This window comes from Pseudomonas sp. GD04091 (assembly GCF_029836165.1).
Lineage (GTDB): Bacteria > Pseudomonadota > Gammaproteobacteria > Pseudomonadales > Pseudomonadaceae > Aquipseudomonas.
Genome location: NZ_JAOEBG010000013.1, coordinates 104,516 through 118,857, shown reverse-complemented (window position 1 = coordinate 118,857; position 14,342 = coordinate 104,516). Strand labels below are relative to the sequence as shown.

Below are 14,342 nucleotides of genomic sequence, written 5' to 3'. Positions count from 1 at the left end.
CGGACGCTTGCCATGCGCGATAGCGACACAGTCGCGGTGTACTTCCTCAATGCCATGCTCCACGCCTTGCGCGACCGGCCACAGGCCCGCGACGCCCACCTGCGCGCGGTGGGTATCGATCCGCAGGTGCTGATGCAACCGGGGGCGCGGGTACCGGCCAAGGCCTTTGCCCAGCTGTGGCTGGCGCTGATCGACGAACTGCGTGACGAATTCTTCCACCTCGACAGCCATGGCATGCCACTGGGCAGCTTTGCCCTGATCTGTCGTGGGCTGATTCAGGAGCCCAACCTGGACAAGGCACTGCGCCAGTGCCTGGCTAGCTTTGCCCTGTTCCTGCGTGATTTGCGCGGCAGCGTGACGGTGCGTGGCCCCCGGGCGGTGATCGCTATCCAGTCGACCATCGTCGACCCGTTGACCCGGGTGTATGCCGAGGAAACCTACCTGGTGCTGGTGATCGGGCTGTTGTGCTGGCTGGCCGGTCGGCGCATCGTCATCGACCGTACCGAGCTGGCGCTGGCGCGTCCGGCCCAGGAGGACGATGCATTGCTCTGGGGGCCGGACCTGCGCCTGGGCAGTGGCCGCACCGAGGTGGAGTTCGACAGTGCCTGGTTGCGCCTGCCGGTGGTGCAGGACCTGGCCGCGCTGAAGAGCTTCCTGCGCAGCGCCCCGCAAGGACTGGTGATTCGCTTTCGTTACCAGAACGGTCTGGCGGCGCAGGTCTATCGGCACCTGCGTGCGCGGCATTTCGGGCAATGGCCGACACTCCATGCGATGGCCGAGCGGCAGGCACTGAGCGCCAGCAGTTTCCGTCGGCAGTTGGAGCGGGAAGGGCGCTCGTATCAGCAGATCAAGGACGAGGTGCGTCGGGCCATGGCCTTCGAACTGTTGCGCGAAGGCTGCCTGAGCATTGCCGAGATCGCCGAGCACACCGGCTTCCAGGAGCCCAGCGCGTTTCACCGGGCCTTCAAGAAGTGGACCGGACAGAGCCCGGGCAGTTACCGGGCAAAGCGCACGGGGGCGGCGTGACGCGCTTCGGTCGCGGCAGCCGGGCGGCCGTCACATCGGCAGCAAGCGGTCCTGGATCACCTCTTTCATCACCAGTGTCGAGCTCAGCCGCTTGACATTGGGAATGCTGGTCAGCTGTTCGTCGTACAGCTTCTGGAACGCCGGCAGGTCCTTGGCCACCACATGCAGCAGGTAGTCCGGATCACCGAACAGCCGCTGCGCCTCGACGATCTGCGGGATCTCCCCCAGCGCCGCCTCGAAATCCGCCACCGGCTGGCGGGTCACCTCACGCAGGGTGACGAACACCAGGGCGGCGAAATTCAGGCCCAGGGCGGCAGGCGCCAGGCGCGCGTGATAGCCGAGGATCGCAGCGGACTCTTCCAGCGCCTTGAGCCGGCGATGGCAGGGTGACAGGCTCAGGCCGACGCGGTCGGCCAGTTCGGTCACCGAGAGGCGGCCGTCTTTCTGTAGTTCGGCAAGGATCTTTCGGTCGGTTCTGTCCATTGGGGAGAATCTTCCACAAGTTAGGCGTGATCAGGAAATATACGAAAGAAAATCCCCGAACGATATCCGTAATCTTTCTTCCATCGAAACCCGTGTGAAAGGAAGATTCGAAGTGACCATGAGTGTATTGGCGGCGTTCTGGGCCGTGTCCTTCCTGTTCGTGATCACCCCCGGCGCCGACTGGGCCTATGCCATCTCCGCCGGCATGCGTGGCCGCTGGGTAATGCCGGCGGTGGCCGGGATGCTCTCGGGGCATTTCCTCGCCACCCTGGTGGTCGCGGCCGGTGTCGGTAGCTTGCTCGCCGGGCATCCGCTGGCGCTGACCCTGTTGACGTTGGCGGGCTGTGTCTACCTGCTCTGGCTGGGCGGCAACCTGCTGCTCAACCCGGCGGTGCCCGAGGCGGGCGAGCAGGGTGGTGCGGATTCGGGGTCGCGCTGGGCGTTCAAGGGGTTCTGCGTCAGCGGGCTGAACCCCAAGGTGTTCCTGTTGTTCCTGGCGCTGTTGCCGCAGTTCACCGACCCGCAGTCGAGCTGGCCGCTGCCGCTGCAGATCCTCTTGCTGGGGCTGGTGCACCTGTGCAGTTCGCTGGTGATCTACCTGATGGTGGGCTATGGCGCCAAGGCGCTGCTGCGCACCCGGCCGGCGGCGGCGCGCCTGGTCGGGCGAGTGTCAGGGGTGGTGATGATCGTGATCGCGCTGGGACTGGTCGTGGGGCAGTTGAGGTAACCGCACCCGCGAAGCAGGCACCGCAGGTCGATCCGCTTGCACAGCGTTCACTTCAGATGATCTGCCCGACCACGGCGCAAAGCTGCCGCCAGGGCGACGGTCAGCGCGACCGCCACGGCCATCGCCAGGCCGATGGTCACGGCGATCCCGAGACGCTCGAGCAACCCCGCCATCGTCAGGTAGAACGCAATCACTCCCACCGCGCCAATGGCATTGCCGCGCACCATCGCCGCCATCCCGGCGCGGCCACCCTGCACATGGGCGAACACCACCAACGGCCAGGCAATCACCGGGATCGGCGCCAGCATCCCGCTGGTGGCCGGGCCCAGCCAGCTGGCCAGGCTGGTGGTGATCATCAGCAGGCCGGTGGCAGACACCATGCGCAGGGGTATCTCCCAGTATCGATGCCGGGGACGGGCGAGGGTGTCGGGCTTGGGCTCGCGGCCACTGGCACGGATCAGCACGCCGATGAGCAGCAGCGCCACGACGATCGACAGGGCCAGTGTGCCCCAGTGGGTGAAGGCATAGGCGGCCAGGCCATAGAACAGGAGCGCCAGCAGTACGGTCGGGGCAATGCCGAGCTTGCGCGTGGCGAACAGGTAGAAGGTGTAGGTGGCCTGCACCGCCGCCAGGCCGCCGAGCGCGCCGGGCACCGCGCCCAGGGCGAAGCCGGTGCCCTGTTCCAGGGACAGGAAGGTCATCACCAGCGCCGAGGTGATCGGCAATCCGGACAGCAACCCGCCCAGCAGGCCACCCCAACGGCGCGAGGCGAGGGAGATGGCCCACATCAGCAGCGGGGTGACGATGAGTTTCAGGTAGAACAGCGTCATTGCGTGGATATCCGCTATTGCCAGGGGGACGCCCGCCGTTGGTATCGGGTGGGGCGCGTCATGTCAGCCGCGGCTGGCCTCGAGCGCCTGGGCGAGGTCGGCGATGATGTCGTCGCTGTGCTCGATACCGATCGACAGGCGCACCATGTCTCGCGGCACGCCGGCCTTTTCCAGCTCTTCGTCGTTGAGCTGGCGATGGGTGGTGGAGGCGGGGTGGCAGGCCAGCGACTTGGCGTCACCGATGTTCACCAGGCGCACCACCAGTTGCAGCGCGTCGATGAAGCGTGCGCCGGCCGCCTGGCCGCCCTGGATGCCGAACGACAGGATCGACGCCGGCTTGCCAGCGGTGTAGCGCCGCGCCAGTGCATGCTCGGGATGGTCCGGCAATCCGGCATATTTCACCCAGGCCACTTGTTCGTGCGCTTGCAGGTAATGGGCGACCTTGAGCGCGTTCTCGGTATGGCGCTCCATGCGCAGCGCCAGGGTCTCCAGGCCTTGCAGGATCAGGAAGGCGTTGAACGGCGACAGCGCGGCACCGGTGTTGCGCAGCGGCACCACGCGGCAACGGCCGATGAAGGCGGCGGGGCCGAAGGCTTCGGTGTAGGTGACGCCATGGTAGGACGGGTCAGGGGTGTTGAGCAGGGCGAAGCGTTCCTTGTTCTCGGCCCAGGGGAACTTGCCCGAGTCGATGACGATGCCGCCGATGCTGGTGCCGTGGCCGCCGATGTACTTGGTCAGCGAGTGCACGACGATATCGGCGCCGTGCTCGAACGGGCGGCAGAGGATCGGCGTGGCCACGGTGTTGTCGACGATCAGCGGCACGCCGTGGCGGTGGGCGGCTTCGGCCAGGGCGGCGATATCGACGATATTGCCGGCCGGGTTGCCGATGGATTCGCAGAACACTGCCTTGGTGCGGTCGTCGATCAGCGCCTCGAGGGCGGCGATGTCGTCGTGGGCGGCGAAGCGAGTGTGGATGCCCATGCGCGGCAGGGTGTGGGCCAGCAGGTTGTAGGTGCCGCCATACAGCTTGGCCACCGAGACGATGTTGTCGCCGGCCTCGGCGACGGTCTGGATGGCGTAGGTGATGGCGGCCATGCCCGAGGCCACGGCCAGCGCTCCTACGCCCCCCTCGAGCGCGGCCATGCGCTGCTCGAGCACATCGTTGGTGGGATTCATGATGCGCGAGTAGATGTTGCCGGCCACCTTCAGGTCGAACAGGTCGGCACCGTGCTGGGTGTCGTCGAAGGCGAACGAGGTGGTCTGGTAGATCGGCACGGCCACGGCCCTGGTGGTCGGGTCGGGGCTGAAGCCCGCGTGGATGGCGAGTGTTTCCAGCTTCATGCGGTCGTTCCTTGAGCGTGGGGTGGAAGCGGCTGAGCATGGGGCGGTGCAGGCGCGGTGGTCAAGGGCCATGGCTCGACGTCGCGCCGGGGATGGACAACCCTTGCCCGATGGGGAATCCTCGCCACTCGACACAGGCAGGAAGCTTCCATGGACCCGCTCTACCTCATCGCCCTTGGCGCCATCGTCGCCGGCTTCGTCCAGGGCCTGTCCGGCTTTGCCTTCGGCATGGTGGCGATGTCGTTCTGGGCCTGGGGGCTGGAGCCTCGGGTGGCGGCAGTGCTGACCGTCTTCGGCAGCCTCACCGGCCAGTTGATCGCCGTGTTCAGTGTGCGCCGGGGCTTCAGCTGGGCCTTGCTGTGGCCCTTCGTGCTGGGCGGCCTGGCGGGCATTCCACTAGGTGTCTGGGTACTGCCGTACCTCGACATGCTGTGGTTCAAGGCGGTGTTCGGCACCTTGCTGGTGGTGTGGTGTCCGCTGATGCTGCTGGCACCGCGTTTGCCGCGTCTGCAGGGCGGGCGCCTGGCGGACGGCGCGGTGGGCATGGTCGGCGGCGTGCTGGGCGGTATCGGCGGCTTCACCGGCACGGTGCCCACGCTCTGGTGCACCTTGCGCGGCTTCGAGCGCGATACCCAGCGCGCGGTGATCCAGAACTTCAACCTGTCGATGCTGGCGGTGACCATGCTCACCTACCTGGGCAGCGGGCTGGTGACAGCTGCGCTGCTGCCTTCGTTTGCCGTGGTGGCGTTGGCGATGTTGCTGCCGACAGTGCTGGGGACGCGGTTGTATCTGGGGATCAGCGAATTGGCGTTTCGACGCATCGTGTTGGGGCTGTTGACCCTTTCGGGCATCGCGATGCTGCTGGTGGCGGTGCCGGGATTGCTAGCGCGGGGGTGATGCTCTGCATGTGCTAGGTCCGTTGGGCCTTGCCCGAACTCCAGGTTCTTGGCACCCTTTGCCGCTGATTGCGTCTGTTCAACACCGCACTACAAGGAACCCTCAAGGTGAGCTGGGAAAAAGTCGGTAAATCCCTCGTGGGCTTGCTGGTCGTCGCGGCCGTCGCGGCCGGCCTTCATGCCGCGCTGGGCGATGACCACCGTCTGCAGGCGCGCCTGACCTACGCCCATCTGACCTACCCCGGCCAGTTCAACGAGCGGGTAAGCCAGAGCAACGACCTGCTCAAGTACGAGCGTCTGCATGCCCGCATCAGCGAGATCGGCGCCGGCACGCTCGACCATGCGCAGATCGACAAACTGCTGGAACTGGCCCAGGCGCCGTACCTGCAATTGTTCGCCAGGCCCTTCGAGGCCGGGTTGGTGGACCATCGCACCGGCCTGTTGATCGAACTCGCCAATCCGGGCCCGGAGCCGGCCAAGGTCGTACAGATCCGCCTGCCGGCCAGGGGCCTGGTGCAGATGCGCGACGCAGCCGGCAACGACACGCTGGTCCAGGCGCCGACCAACCTCATCGAAATCCCGGCTATCGACGGCATGAGCGAGAGCAAGGTCTGGGTGTACTTCGACAGCGACTATTCGCAGATCCGCCAGGGCGGCATCAGCATTCGCTCCGAGGATGGCAGCGCCGACATCCAGGTGTATCGAGAGGTGATCGGCTTCCCGGCATGGCTGGCGCGTTACAGCCAGTTGGTGGTCGGGCTGTTCGCCGTATTGCTGGCGGGGATGTCGTGGCTGGGCTATGCCTGCCTGGCACGACGGCGCAAAGGCATGGTGGGTGTGGCACGCTCATGAAGCGCCGCTTCCCCTGTGGAAGCGGGCTTGCCCGCGATGGGCTGCGAAGCAGCCCTAATGAATGAAGGTCAGTGGATCGCCACCGGATTGACATTGACCTGGGTCGACCCCTTGTACAGCGGCTGCCCGAGCACGAACAGAAACTCGAACACCTTGTCCTTGACCAGCGCACGGCTGTCGATCAGCTCCAGGTTGTAGATCCCGCGCTGGGCCAGCATGAACTGGTTGACCGGAAACTCCTCGCCGGTCGGATTGGGGTACACCTCCGAAGCCCAGGTATCGCCGCCGAAGGCCACGATACCCTGGTCAGCCAGCCAGCGCGCCGCTGCCAGGTCGATACCCGGCTCGGTCGCCAGGAACTGCTGGTTGTCCTTGCCGATCAACTCCAGCCAGCCGGTGTTGAACAGCACCACGTCGCCCTGGCGCAGGGTAATGCGTTGTTTCTTCAGCACCGCCTGGATATCGCCGACGGTGAACGCCGTGCCGCCCGGCACGATGGCCTGGCCGTAGTGGGCGGTCATGTCCAGCACCACGCCGCGGGTGACCATCGGTGGCACCTTTTCCACGCCGAGCTTGGTCACGCCTTCGACCGTGACGAAGTCGGCGGCCTTGTTGCCGTTGTAGTACACGTTGTCGATGCCGATGTGCCCGATGCCGTTGAGCTGGGTGCCGACACCGGTCCAGGCGTTGACCAGCTCATCGTTGAAGCTGAACTTGTTGCGGCCCAGGGTCTGCCCGGCCTGTTCACCGGGCTGGATGTTGTACAGGTGGAAGCTGCGGTGGCGGAAGGCCGGCAGGTCCTTGCTCACTGGCACGGCCAGCGGGTAGGTCTTGCCGGTCTTGACCAGGCCCACGGCCTGCATGACCACCTCGGGAGTGAGCAGGTTGGCGGCGCCGATCTCGTCGTGCTTGCCGTAGGGGGAATCCTGCCAGGCGGCGGCGCTGGCGGCATGCGCGGTGGCGGCCAGGGCGGCGGCGAGCAACAGGGGCTTGAAGCCTTTCATGGGAGCATCTCCTGAAGAAGGTGGGTTCAGGAGCGCGATTCTGGGCAGTCCGTGAAGCAGGAAAAAGCGGCCGACGGGACAAGGACTTTTGCCCTGGAAGCAAGGACCCAAGGTGGCGCGCATCTTCAATTGGCCCGACGCGCAGCCACCTTTGCGCTTGACGACAGGTCGTCACACCTTGAACTGCGCCACCATCCCGTTCAGCTCCACTGCCAGGCGTGAAAGATCCTGCGCCGCGGCGCTGGTCTGGTTGGCGCCGGCCGAGGTCTGCGTCGCCAGGTCGCGTATGTTCACCAGGTTGCGGTCCACTTCCCGGGCCACCTGGGCCTGCTGTTCCGAGGCGCTGGCAATCACCAGGTTGCGTTGGTTGATCGAGGCGATGGCCTCGGCGATCAGCTCCAGGGCCTGACCGGCCGACTGTGCCACTTCCAGTGTGCCGCCGGCCCGGCCCTGGCTGCTGTGCATCGCGTTGACCGCGCGCTCGGTGCCGGTCTGGATGCCGCCGATCATCTGTTCGATCTCCGCTGTTGATTGCTGGGTCCGGTGGGCCAGCGCGCGCACTTCGTCGGCGACCACGGCGAAACCACGCCCGGCCTCGCCGGCGCGGGCCGCCTCGATGGCGGCGTTCAGCGCCAGCAGATTGGTCTGCCCAGCGATCGAGCCGATCACATCGAGTACCCGACTGATCTCGTTGGCGCTGCTGGCCAGCTGTTCGATTTCGTGGGAGGTGCCGGTGACGTCCTCGACCAGCAGCTGGATCGAGTTCAAGGCCTGGTTGACCTGGTCGCGGCCGTCGCGGGTGGTCTGGTCGGCACCCCTGGAGGCGTCGGCGGTGCTCACCGCATTGTTGGCGACTTCCTCCACGGCCACGGTCATCTGGTTGACCGCGGTGGCAGCCTGGTCGATCTCGGCGCTCTGCTGGTGCAGGCCACGGCTGGTGTCCTCGGTAACGGTATGCAGCTCTTCCGAAGCCGAAGCCAGCTGGTCGGACGAGGCGGCGATCTTGCGGATGGTCTCGCGCAGGCTCTGCTGCATGCGGCTCAAGGCGCGCAGCAGCAGGGCCGGTTCGTCGCGACCGACGACCACGATATCGTGGGTGAGGTCGCCACTGGCCACCCGCTCTGCAACCGCCACCGCGTCGGCCAGGGGCACGACGATGCTGCGGGTGAGCAGAATGGCGATGGCCACCAGGGCCAGCAGGATCACGACCAGGGCGCCGACGATCAGGGTCAGGGCTTCGTGCGAGGCGGCACTGCTGCGCAGCGAGGCTTTCTCGGCTTCTTGCCTGTTGTAGTCGATCAGGGCCGTCAGGGCGTTCATCATGCTGTCGGCGTATTCGGCCAGCGGGCCATTGATCAGGCGCCTGGCTTCGTCCAGTTGCTCCTTGCCGGCGGCATCGCGAATGGCCTTCTGCAGGCCGTGATAGCGTTCGCTTTGCGCCATGAAGGCGTCGAACAGCGCGCGATCCTCGGGCGCGGCGATGGTGTCCTCGTAAGCCTTGAGGTCGCCCTCCAACTGTTGATTGACCTGAGCGATCCTGTCCAGGGTGGCGTGGCGGGCGCTGCTGCCGTCCTCCAGCGCGCTGCGCAGGGTGAGCGCGCGCGCCCGGCCCAGGTTGCTGCTGACCTCGCCCAGGGCTAGCACCGCAGGCATCCAGTTGACACGGATCTCGTTGGTGGCGCTGTCCATCCTGCGGGTTTCATACAGGGCGATCAGGCCCATGGCCAGGATCAGTACCCCAAGCAAGGCGAACATGCCCGCTGCGCGAATGCCGATCTTCATGTTCCGTAACTGCATGGGACGCTCCTTGACAGTGCAGTGGCTGGCAGGCGTCAAGAGCGCGGTCTGACCGGGCTCGGTTGTTCTTGCTCTCGATGCGCCGCGAAGGGGTTATTTCCTCATGATTCATACTGTTTATTTCAGATGATGCCATAATGACATCATTGTTGACCAGCCGTTCAAACCATGGCAGGCGCGAAAAGGCCCGTCACTCGCGTGAAGGGCCTTTTGTTCATCGGTCACTCAGACGATGGCGATTGCCGGATCGGCCGCTGCCAGGGCCTGGGCTCGGTCGGCGGCCGGCGGGTAGATCCATACCGAGTTGATCTGCCGCTTGAGGTTCTTGCCTTCCTGGCCCTGCAGCTTCAGTTCACGCTCCCAGCCCTCGCTGAACGCCGCGCCCCAGTCGCCCAGGTCGAGGCAGGTGACGTACTTGGGTTGGCGGTACGCGACAGGTGCGATGCCCAGCAGGTCGGCCATGGCGTTGTTACCGGAGTGGCGACCCATGGGGATGGCGTGCTGGCAGGTCATCAGGGCGTGGTTACCCTGTTCGTCCACCGCGGCCCAGGCCACGTCGCCAGTGGCGTAGATATGCGCCTGGCCGATCACCTTGAGATGGTCGTCGACCCGCAGGCGGCCCAGGGCGTCACGCTCGCCGTCCACCTGCGCGGTCAGTGGGCTGGCCTTCACGCCCACGGTCCAGATCACGGTCTTGCTGGCGATGTATTCACCGTTGTCGAGGGTCACGCCACCGGCATCGACCGCGACCACCGAGGTGCCGGTCAGCCACTGCACGCCCGCCTGTTCCGACGCGGCGACGATCGCCGGGGTGATACCGGCGCCCAGTGCGGCGCCGATGCTCCGGCCACGGTCGACCAGGATCACGCGGGCCTGGCCTTCACCCAGGATGGCGCGCAGGCGGGCGGGCATTTCGGTGGCGGTCTCGATGCCGGTGAACCCGCCACCGCAGACCACCACGGTGTTGCGCGCGGGGGAGGCAGGCTGGGTCGCGAGGCCGACCAGGTGCTGCTCCAGGCGCACGGCCGACTCCATCTGGTCGACATCGAAGGTGTGCTCGGCCAGGCCCGGCACGGCGGGACGTGCGACCTGGCTGCCAGCGGCGAGGATCAGGCGGTCGTAGCCGATCTGTTGGTGCTGGCCCGTGGCATCGACATAGCCAACCTGGCGCGCGGCGCTGTCGATGGTCTCGGCACTGCCATGGATGAAGGTCACGCCGGTTACCTCGAACAGTTCGTCCACTGGCGCCTGCATGCCATGCACGTCGGCTTCGTAGAAGCGTGGGCGGATGCGCAGCTGCGGCTGTGGCGCCAGCACGCTGATGCGCACGTCGTCACGCTGGGCCTGGTCGAGCAGGCGGGCGGCGCTCAGGGCGCTCCAGACGCCAGCAAAGCCGGCACCGATGATGAGGATGTGAGAGGTCATGAAGGGCTCCGCAAGGTGAGGGACGAGTCTTCGATGAGGCGTTGAGTGCCTGCCGAATAACTACGACTGTATTGATCGTAGTTTAAATCGGCAAGTGTTTTTTTTGCCTGGGCCGGCGATCCGCGCCGATTGAATCGCCTTGAGCCTGCATGGCTGTTGCGTTGAAGGGGTGATCGCGACTCGACGGATGGCGCCGCAAGCCTTTGCCTGGTCGTGGTGAAGAGCGTACTATTTGCGACAAATCAAGTCGGAGATTGACATGTCGCTTTACAGTGCCGGCGTCGAGTACGGCATCCACTGCCTGCTGTTCCTGGTCGATGAGCGTGGTGATGGCCGAGAGTCCAGCGTGCGTGACCTGGCTGAGCTGCAGGGCGTGCCCCAGGAATACCTGGCCAAGGTATTCACCAAGCTGGCGCGCGCCGGGCTGGTGGTGGCCACCGAGGGCGTGCGTGGTGGTTTTCGCCTGGCGCGGCCTTCCGACGAAATCACCGTGCTGGATATCGTCACGGCCATCGATGGACCGAAGAAGATCTTCGACTGCCGGGAGATTCGCGAACGTTGCGCGGTGTTCGAGGGTTCTGCGCCGGGGTGGGTGACCGAGGGCACCTGCGCAATCCACGCGGTGATGCTGGGCGCGCAAAAGCGCATGGAGGAGGCACTGGCGCAGCAGACCATCCTCGATCTGGCGCGGCGGTTCGGGCGCAAGGCGCCGGCGGAGTTCGGGCAGAAGGTCAACGACTGGATGAGCGAGCGCCGCGATGGCAAGGGCGGCGGTGGGGATATTCCGGTGCGCTCTGTGTGATTGTTGTCAGGTCGGTGCCCTGGCAGCGAGGTGAAAAAAGAAAACCCGCCACGTGGGCGGGTTGAACAGAACGTATCGAAGCCCGGTCAGTCTGCCTACACGAATGTCAGAATTTCGTGAAGCTCGCACGGTGGTGTCTGAATATCCGTTACTGAATTTTTCAACGGTCTTGCGCTTGGCCATGGCACAGGGGTGATTGCTCCGGGCTTGAACCGATGCAGATGTAGTTCCTTGAGCGGCGCCGCCGGAGGCACGAAAAAAAGCCCGCCAAGGTGGCGGGCAAACGCGTTTTTGAAGGGAGAGTGCATAGCGTGCCCTGTGTCGGTTAAGCCAAGGTTAACCCTCCTGGAGATTGACCCTACGAGCCGATCGGCCTATACAGGCGGGCTTGTAGCGACCGGAGCCTGCCATGCACGACGAAGACGATCTGCCCGAACCTGAACACGACCATCTGCTGGACCCTGAATTCCACGAGGATTTCGACCCGCAAGCGGATGCCTACGGCGCCATGGACGATCTCGAGGAAGACGAAGCGCCGATGGATGATTTCGACGATGACGATCATCCCGCCTGGCACGACGACTGCGACGATTGACGTCACGGCCGCCGGGCCTTTGTCGGGGTCAGCGACGATCGAGGGAGAAGCGTCCGGCACCGCTCAGGGCCAGCAGGAGCAGCCCGCCGACGATGCTCAGGTTCTTCAGGAACTGGGTCATGTTGGCGCTGCGTTCTGGCTCGACCATGTTCCAGAACGGGTGGCCCAGCAGGGCGGTGCCCAGTACGAACAGGGCGAACAGCAGGGCCAGCGGACGGGTGTAGAAACCCAGGATGAGCAGAATGCCGACCACCAGTTCCATGATCACCGCGATGGCGGCAGCGAGCATGGGTGCGGGAGCGCCCAGGGAAGTCATGTAGCCGACCGTGCCCTCGAAGCCGGTGAGCTTGCTCCAGCCAGAGAGCACGAACAGGATCATCAACAGGATGCGGGCGAGCAGGAGGATGATGTCGCGTTGACCTTCGAGCAGGGTATAGCGCATGGCTACGCTCCGGTGGAGATGGACAGTGTCCACTCTAGCAGCTGCACGGAGGATTGCCGGCGGGCATGAAAAAGGCGCCTCGCGGACGCCTTTCATCGACACAAGAGTGGTGCGAGTGGCGGGACTCGAACCCGCAAGGCTCACGCCGACAGATTTTAAGTCTGCTGTGTATACCAATTCCACCACACTCGCACGGTTGACCGCCGGGCTTCATGGACAGAAGGGGCAGGCGATCAGGCGCGCTTTATAACCCATTGTTATAGAAGCGTCAACCTGGCGCAGGGTTCAGGGTGCGATGCCACGGGCGATGCCGCGCATCTCACTGGCGCACCGACGCAATCCCCCCGCATGCTCATCCATGGCCTGGGCGTCGGCCTGATGGATCGAGTGGCGCAGAAACACGGCATGCCCGTTCAGGGTCTGGGACAACGCTTCGAGTTCGGTGGCGGTGCGCATCAGGTCGCCCTGCAGACCTTGCAGGCGGAGATTCGGGGTCATGTCGCGTCCTTGTGAGATCGAGGCGGGCCACTATAGGTCAATTGACACGCTGCGGCCATTACGCCACTGTTGCGACTTTGGATCCAACTCGGCACGTCATCATGTCTGCGCGTCCTTCAGGTCAAATCCCTCCCGTGCGAATCGTGCGGCCCAAGCTGTTCTGGCGGCTGCTGTTCGTGCAGGTCTGCCTGTTGGCCGCCTTCCTCTACGTCGGTTTCATGAGCCTGGGCGGGTATTTGTTCATGCTGGGGCTCGACGCGCAACATCCGCAGCGATACATGGCCCTGGGTGGTGGCGCGCTGATTCTGCTGGTGGGGCTGTGGCTATTGAAGGTCGCGATGCCTCGGCGGCTCACGCCGTCGATCATGGAGCGCGACCGCTGACGATCGTCGCCTGACACCGCGCGCGGGCAGGACTTTTGACTACGCTCAATATGTCCTTTCTCGGTCCCTGTGGAGTGCGCATGGTTTCAGTGAACCGACCGGCCCATTCGCTGATGACCGAGGCACGCTATGAACAGCTGGTCCAGGCGGTGGTGGACTATGCCATCTACATGCTCGACCCTTCAGGCCATGTGGTGTCGTGGAACGCGGGTGCCGAACGTATCAAGGGCTACCGTGCCGACGAAGTGATCGGCCGGCATTTCTCGGTGTTCTTCACCGATCACGATCGCGCCGACGGCCGCCCGGAACGCCTGCTGCAGCAGGCACTGGCGCGGGGCGTCGCCCAGGATGAGGGGTGGCGGGTACGCAAGGATGGCACGCAGTTCTGGGCGTTGGCGGCGCTGGATGTGATTCGCGACGAACAGGGGCAGATCATCGGCCTGGCCAAAGTCACCCGTGACATCACCGACCGCCGCGAATCCGCGCTGCAGATGGATGCCATGCGCGCGCAACTGTTCCAGGCGCAGAAGCTCGAGGCCCTGGGGCAACTGACCGGTGGCCTGGCCCATGATTTCAACAACCTGCTGACCATCATCCTCAGCTCCGCCCGCCTGGCGATTGGCAGCCCGGACCCGGCGCGCACCCGGCGTCTGCTCGAGCATATCCTCGATGCGGGCCAGCGGGGCACGCAGCTGACCCAGCAACTGCTCAGCTTCGCCCGCCATCGGCAATTGAGTGTGACCCGCATCGCACCGGCCCAGGTGGTCGAGTCCACCCGTGCCCTGATGGAGCACGCCCTGCCACGCGACATCGAGCTGGAACAGCAGGTGCAGGCCGACCTGCCGATGATCGAGGTGGATGCCGGGCAACTGCAGATGGTGCTGCTCAATCTGATGTTCAACGCCCGCGATGCGATCGAGAGTACTGGGCATATACGGCTGCTGGTCGATTGTGTCCAGCTGGTTGGTGAGGTGGAAGGGCTGCAGGGGCACTACGTGCGTTTCGAGGTGCATGACGATGGCCAGGGCATCGATCCACAGGTCTTGCCACGCATCTTCGAGCCGTTCTTCACCACCAAGGCCTTCGGCAAGGGTACTGGCCTTGGGCTCAGCCAGGTGTATGGCTTCGCCAGGCAGAGCATGGGTACGATCCGTGTGCGCAGTCAGCCTGGCGTGGGTACCTGCATGAGTTTGTACTTGCCCGCGAGCTCGGGCCCGGATCAACTTTCGAGCGATGGATAG

16 protein-coding genes and 1 tRNA gene are annotated in these 14,342 nt (G+C 65.1%); 8 read left to right on the top strand and 9 right to left on the bottom strand.

What is annotated here, in order from left to right:
• Nucleotides 1-12 precede the first annotated feature (12 nt).
• Nucleotides 13-1,026, top strand: a complete 1,014-nt coding sequence (locus N7422_RS16920; RefSeq protein WP_279807605.1) for an AraC family transcriptional regulator — start codon at nt 13-15, stop codon at nt 1,024-1,026.
• A gap of 30 nt (nt 1,027-1,056) precedes the next feature.
• On the opposite strand, the gene N7422_RS16915 is transcribed toward N7422_RS16920, so the two are convergent.
• Nucleotides 1,057-1,509: an Lrp/AsnC family transcriptional regulator gene (locus N7422_RS16915; RefSeq protein WP_279807604.1), complete on the bottom strand. Its 453-nt coding sequence runs from the start codon at nt 1,507-1,509 to the stop codon at nt 1,057-1,059.
• A gap of 112 nt (nt 1,510-1,621) precedes the next feature.
• Here N7422_RS16915 and N7422_RS16910 point away from each other — a divergent pair, with 112 nt between their 5' ends.
• Nucleotides 1,622-2,236, top strand: a complete 615-nt coding sequence (locus tag N7422_RS16910; RefSeq protein WP_279807603.1) for a LysE family translocator — start codon at nt 1,622-1,624, stop codon at nt 2,234-2,236.
• A gap of 47 nt (nt 2,237-2,283) precedes the next feature.
• On the opposite strand, the gene N7422_RS16905 is transcribed toward N7422_RS16910, so the two are convergent.
• Together N7422_RS16905 and N7422_RS16900 are read right to left on the bottom strand one after the other, a co-directional pair.
• On the bottom strand, nt 2,284-3,066 hold the full coding sequence (locus N7422_RS16905) for a hypothetical protein (RefSeq protein ID WP_279807602.1): 783 nt from the start codon (nt 3,064-3,066) through the stop codon (nt 2,284-2,286).
• A 63-nt stretch (nt 3,067-3,129) separates the two neighbouring features.
• Nucleotides 3,130-4,407, bottom strand: a complete 1,278-nt coding sequence (locus N7422_RS16900; protein WP_279807601.1) for a bifunctional O-acetylhomoserine aminocarboxypropyltransferase/cysteine synthase — start codon at nt 4,405-4,407, stop codon at nt 3,130-3,132.
• A 150-nt stretch (nt 4,408-4,557) separates the two neighbouring features.
• Here N7422_RS16900 and N7422_RS16895 point away from each other — a divergent pair, with 150 nt between their 5' ends.
• Complete coding sequence (locus N7422_RS16895; RefSeq protein WP_279807600.1) at nt 4,558-5,304, top strand: sulfite exporter TauE/SafE family protein; 747 nt, start codon at nt 4,558-4,560, stop codon at nt 5,302-5,304.
• 107 nt (nt 5,305-5,411) lie between these two features.
• The gene (locus N7422_RS16890; RefSeq protein ID WP_279807599.1) at nt 5,412-6,155 is read left to right on the top strand and encodes a hypothetical protein; all 744 of its coding nucleotides are present in this window, start codon (nt 5,412-5,414) and stop codon (nt 6,153-6,155) included.
• Between the two features lie 68 nt (nt 6,156-6,223).
• Here the strand turns inward: N7422_RS16890 and N7422_RS16885 are convergent, their stop codons facing one another.
• From N7422_RS16885 to N7422_RS16875, 3 genes are all read right to left on the bottom strand, one after another.
• Nucleotides 6,224-7,159 carry a cyclase family protein gene (locus tag N7422_RS16885; protein WP_279807598.1) on the bottom strand — a complete coding sequence of 312 codons (936 nt, stop codon included), beginning with the start codon at nt 7,157-7,159 and terminating at the stop codon, nt 6,224-6,226.
• A 171-nt stretch (nt 7,160-7,330) separates the two neighbouring features.
• The gene (locus tag N7422_RS16880; protein ID WP_279807597.1) at nt 7,331-8,956 is read right to left on the bottom strand and encodes a methyl-accepting chemotaxis protein; all 1,626 of its coding nucleotides are present in this window, start codon (nt 8,954-8,956) and stop codon (nt 7,331-7,333) included.
• 225 nt (nt 8,957-9,181) lie between these two features.
• The gene (locus N7422_RS16875; RefSeq protein WP_279807596.1) at nt 9,182-10,381 is read right to left on the bottom strand and encodes an NAD(P)/FAD-dependent oxidoreductase; all 1,200 of its coding nucleotides are present in this window, start codon (nt 10,379-10,381) and stop codon (nt 9,182-9,184) included.
• A 259-nt stretch (nt 10,382-10,640) separates the two neighbouring features.
• Between N7422_RS16875 and N7422_RS16870 the strand changes: the two genes are divergently transcribed.
• Both N7422_RS16870 and N7422_RS16865 read left to right on the top strand, forming a co-directional pair.
• The gene (locus N7422_RS16870; protein WP_279807595.1) at nt 10,641-11,183 is read left to right on the top strand and encodes an Rrf2 family transcriptional regulator; all 543 of its coding nucleotides are present in this window, start codon (nt 10,641-10,643) and stop codon (nt 11,181-11,183) included.
• Nucleotides 11,184-11,592: 409 nt separating this feature from the next.
• A complete protein-coding gene (locus N7422_RS16865) occupies nt 11,593-11,778 on the top strand; it encodes a hypothetical protein (protein ID WP_279807594.1) in 186 nt (61 codons plus the stop codon).
• Nucleotides 11,779-11,806: 28 nt separating this feature from the next.
• Here N7422_RS16865 and N7422_RS16860 read toward each other — a convergent pair whose 3' ends face one another.
• From N7422_RS16860 to N7422_RS16850, 3 genes are all read right to left on the bottom strand, one after another.
• Nucleotides 11,807-12,220, bottom strand: coding sequence for a DoxX family protein (locus N7422_RS16860; protein ID WP_279807593.1), 414 nt, complete (start codon nt 12,218-12,220; stop codon nt 11,807-11,809).
• A 107-nt stretch (nt 12,221-12,327) separates the two neighbouring features.
• Nucleotides 12,328-12,412, bottom strand: a tRNA-Leu gene (locus N7422_RS16855).
• A gap of 93 nt (nt 12,413-12,505) precedes the next feature.
• On the bottom strand, nt 12,506-12,718 hold the full coding sequence (locus N7422_RS16850) for a hypothetical protein (protein WP_279807592.1): 213 nt from the start codon (nt 12,716-12,718) through the stop codon (nt 12,506-12,508).
• Between the two features lie 101 nt (nt 12,719-12,819).
• Between N7422_RS16850 and N7422_RS16845 the strand changes: the two genes are divergently transcribed.
• Nucleotides 12,820-13,101, top strand: a complete 282-nt coding sequence (locus N7422_RS16845; RefSeq protein ID WP_279807591.1) for a hypothetical protein — start codon at nt 12,820-12,822, stop codon at nt 13,099-13,101.
• A gap of 80 nt (nt 13,102-13,181) precedes the next feature.
• Nucleotides 13,182-14,342, top strand: coding sequence for an ATP-binding protein (locus tag N7422_RS16840; RefSeq protein ID WP_279807590.1), 1,161 nt, complete (start codon nt 13,182-13,184; stop codon nt 14,340-14,342).

Bases quoted from the DNA above. Each gene is read 5' to 3' on its own strand.
- N7422_RS16900 (WP_279807601.1), bottom strand. From the start codon at position 4,407: ATGAAGCTGGAAACACTCGCCATCCACGCGGGCTTCAGCCCCGACCCG.
- N7422_RS16840 (WP_279807590.1), top strand. From the start codon at position 13,182: ATGGTTTCAGTGAACCGACCGGCCCATTCGCTGATGACCGAGGCACGC.
- N7422_RS16880 (WP_279807597.1), bottom strand. From the start codon at position 8,956: ATGCAGTTACGGAACATGAAGATCGGCATTCGCGCAGCGGGCATGTTC.
- N7422_RS16850 (WP_279807592.1), bottom strand. From the start codon at position 12,718: ATGACCCCGAATCTCCGCCTGCAAGGTCTGCAGGGCGACCTGATGCGC.
- N7422_RS16915 (WP_279807604.1), bottom strand. From the start codon at position 1,509: ATGGACAGAACCGACCGAAAGATCCTTGCCGAACTACAGAAAGACGGC.
- N7422_RS16895 (WP_279807600.1), top strand. From the start codon at position 4,558: ATGGACCCGCTCTACCTCATCGCCCTTGGCGCCATCGTCGCCGGCTTC.
- N7422_RS16865 (WP_279807594.1), top strand. From the start codon at position 11,593: ATGCACGACGAAGACGATCTGCCCGAACCTGAACACGACCATCTGCTG.
- N7422_RS16885 (WP_279807598.1), bottom strand. From the start codon at position 7,159: ATGAAAGGCTTCAAGCCCCTGTTGCTCGCCGCCGCCCTGGCCGCCACC.
- N7422_RS16870 (WP_279807595.1), top strand. From the start codon at position 10,641: ATGTCGCTTTACAGTGCCGGCGTCGAGTACGGCATCCACTGCCTGCTG.
- N7422_RS16860 (WP_279807593.1), bottom strand. From the start codon at position 12,220: ATGCGCTATACCCTGCTCGAAGGTCAACGCGACATCATCCTCCTGCTC.
- N7422_RS16845 (WP_279807591.1), top strand. From the start codon at position 12,820: ATGTCTGCGCGTCCTTCAGGTCAAATCCCTCCCGTGCGAATCGTGCGG.
- N7422_RS16905 (WP_279807602.1), bottom strand. From the start codon at position 3,066: ATGACGCTGTTCTACCTGAAACTCATCGTCACCCCGCTGCTGATGTGG.
- N7422_RS16875 (WP_279807596.1), bottom strand. From the start codon at position 10,381: ATGACCTCTCACATCCTCATCATCGGTGCCGGCTTTGCTGGCGTCTGG.
- N7422_RS16920 (WP_279807605.1), top strand. From the start codon at position 13: ATGCGCGATAGCGACACAGTCGCGGTGTACTTCCTCAATGCCATGCTC.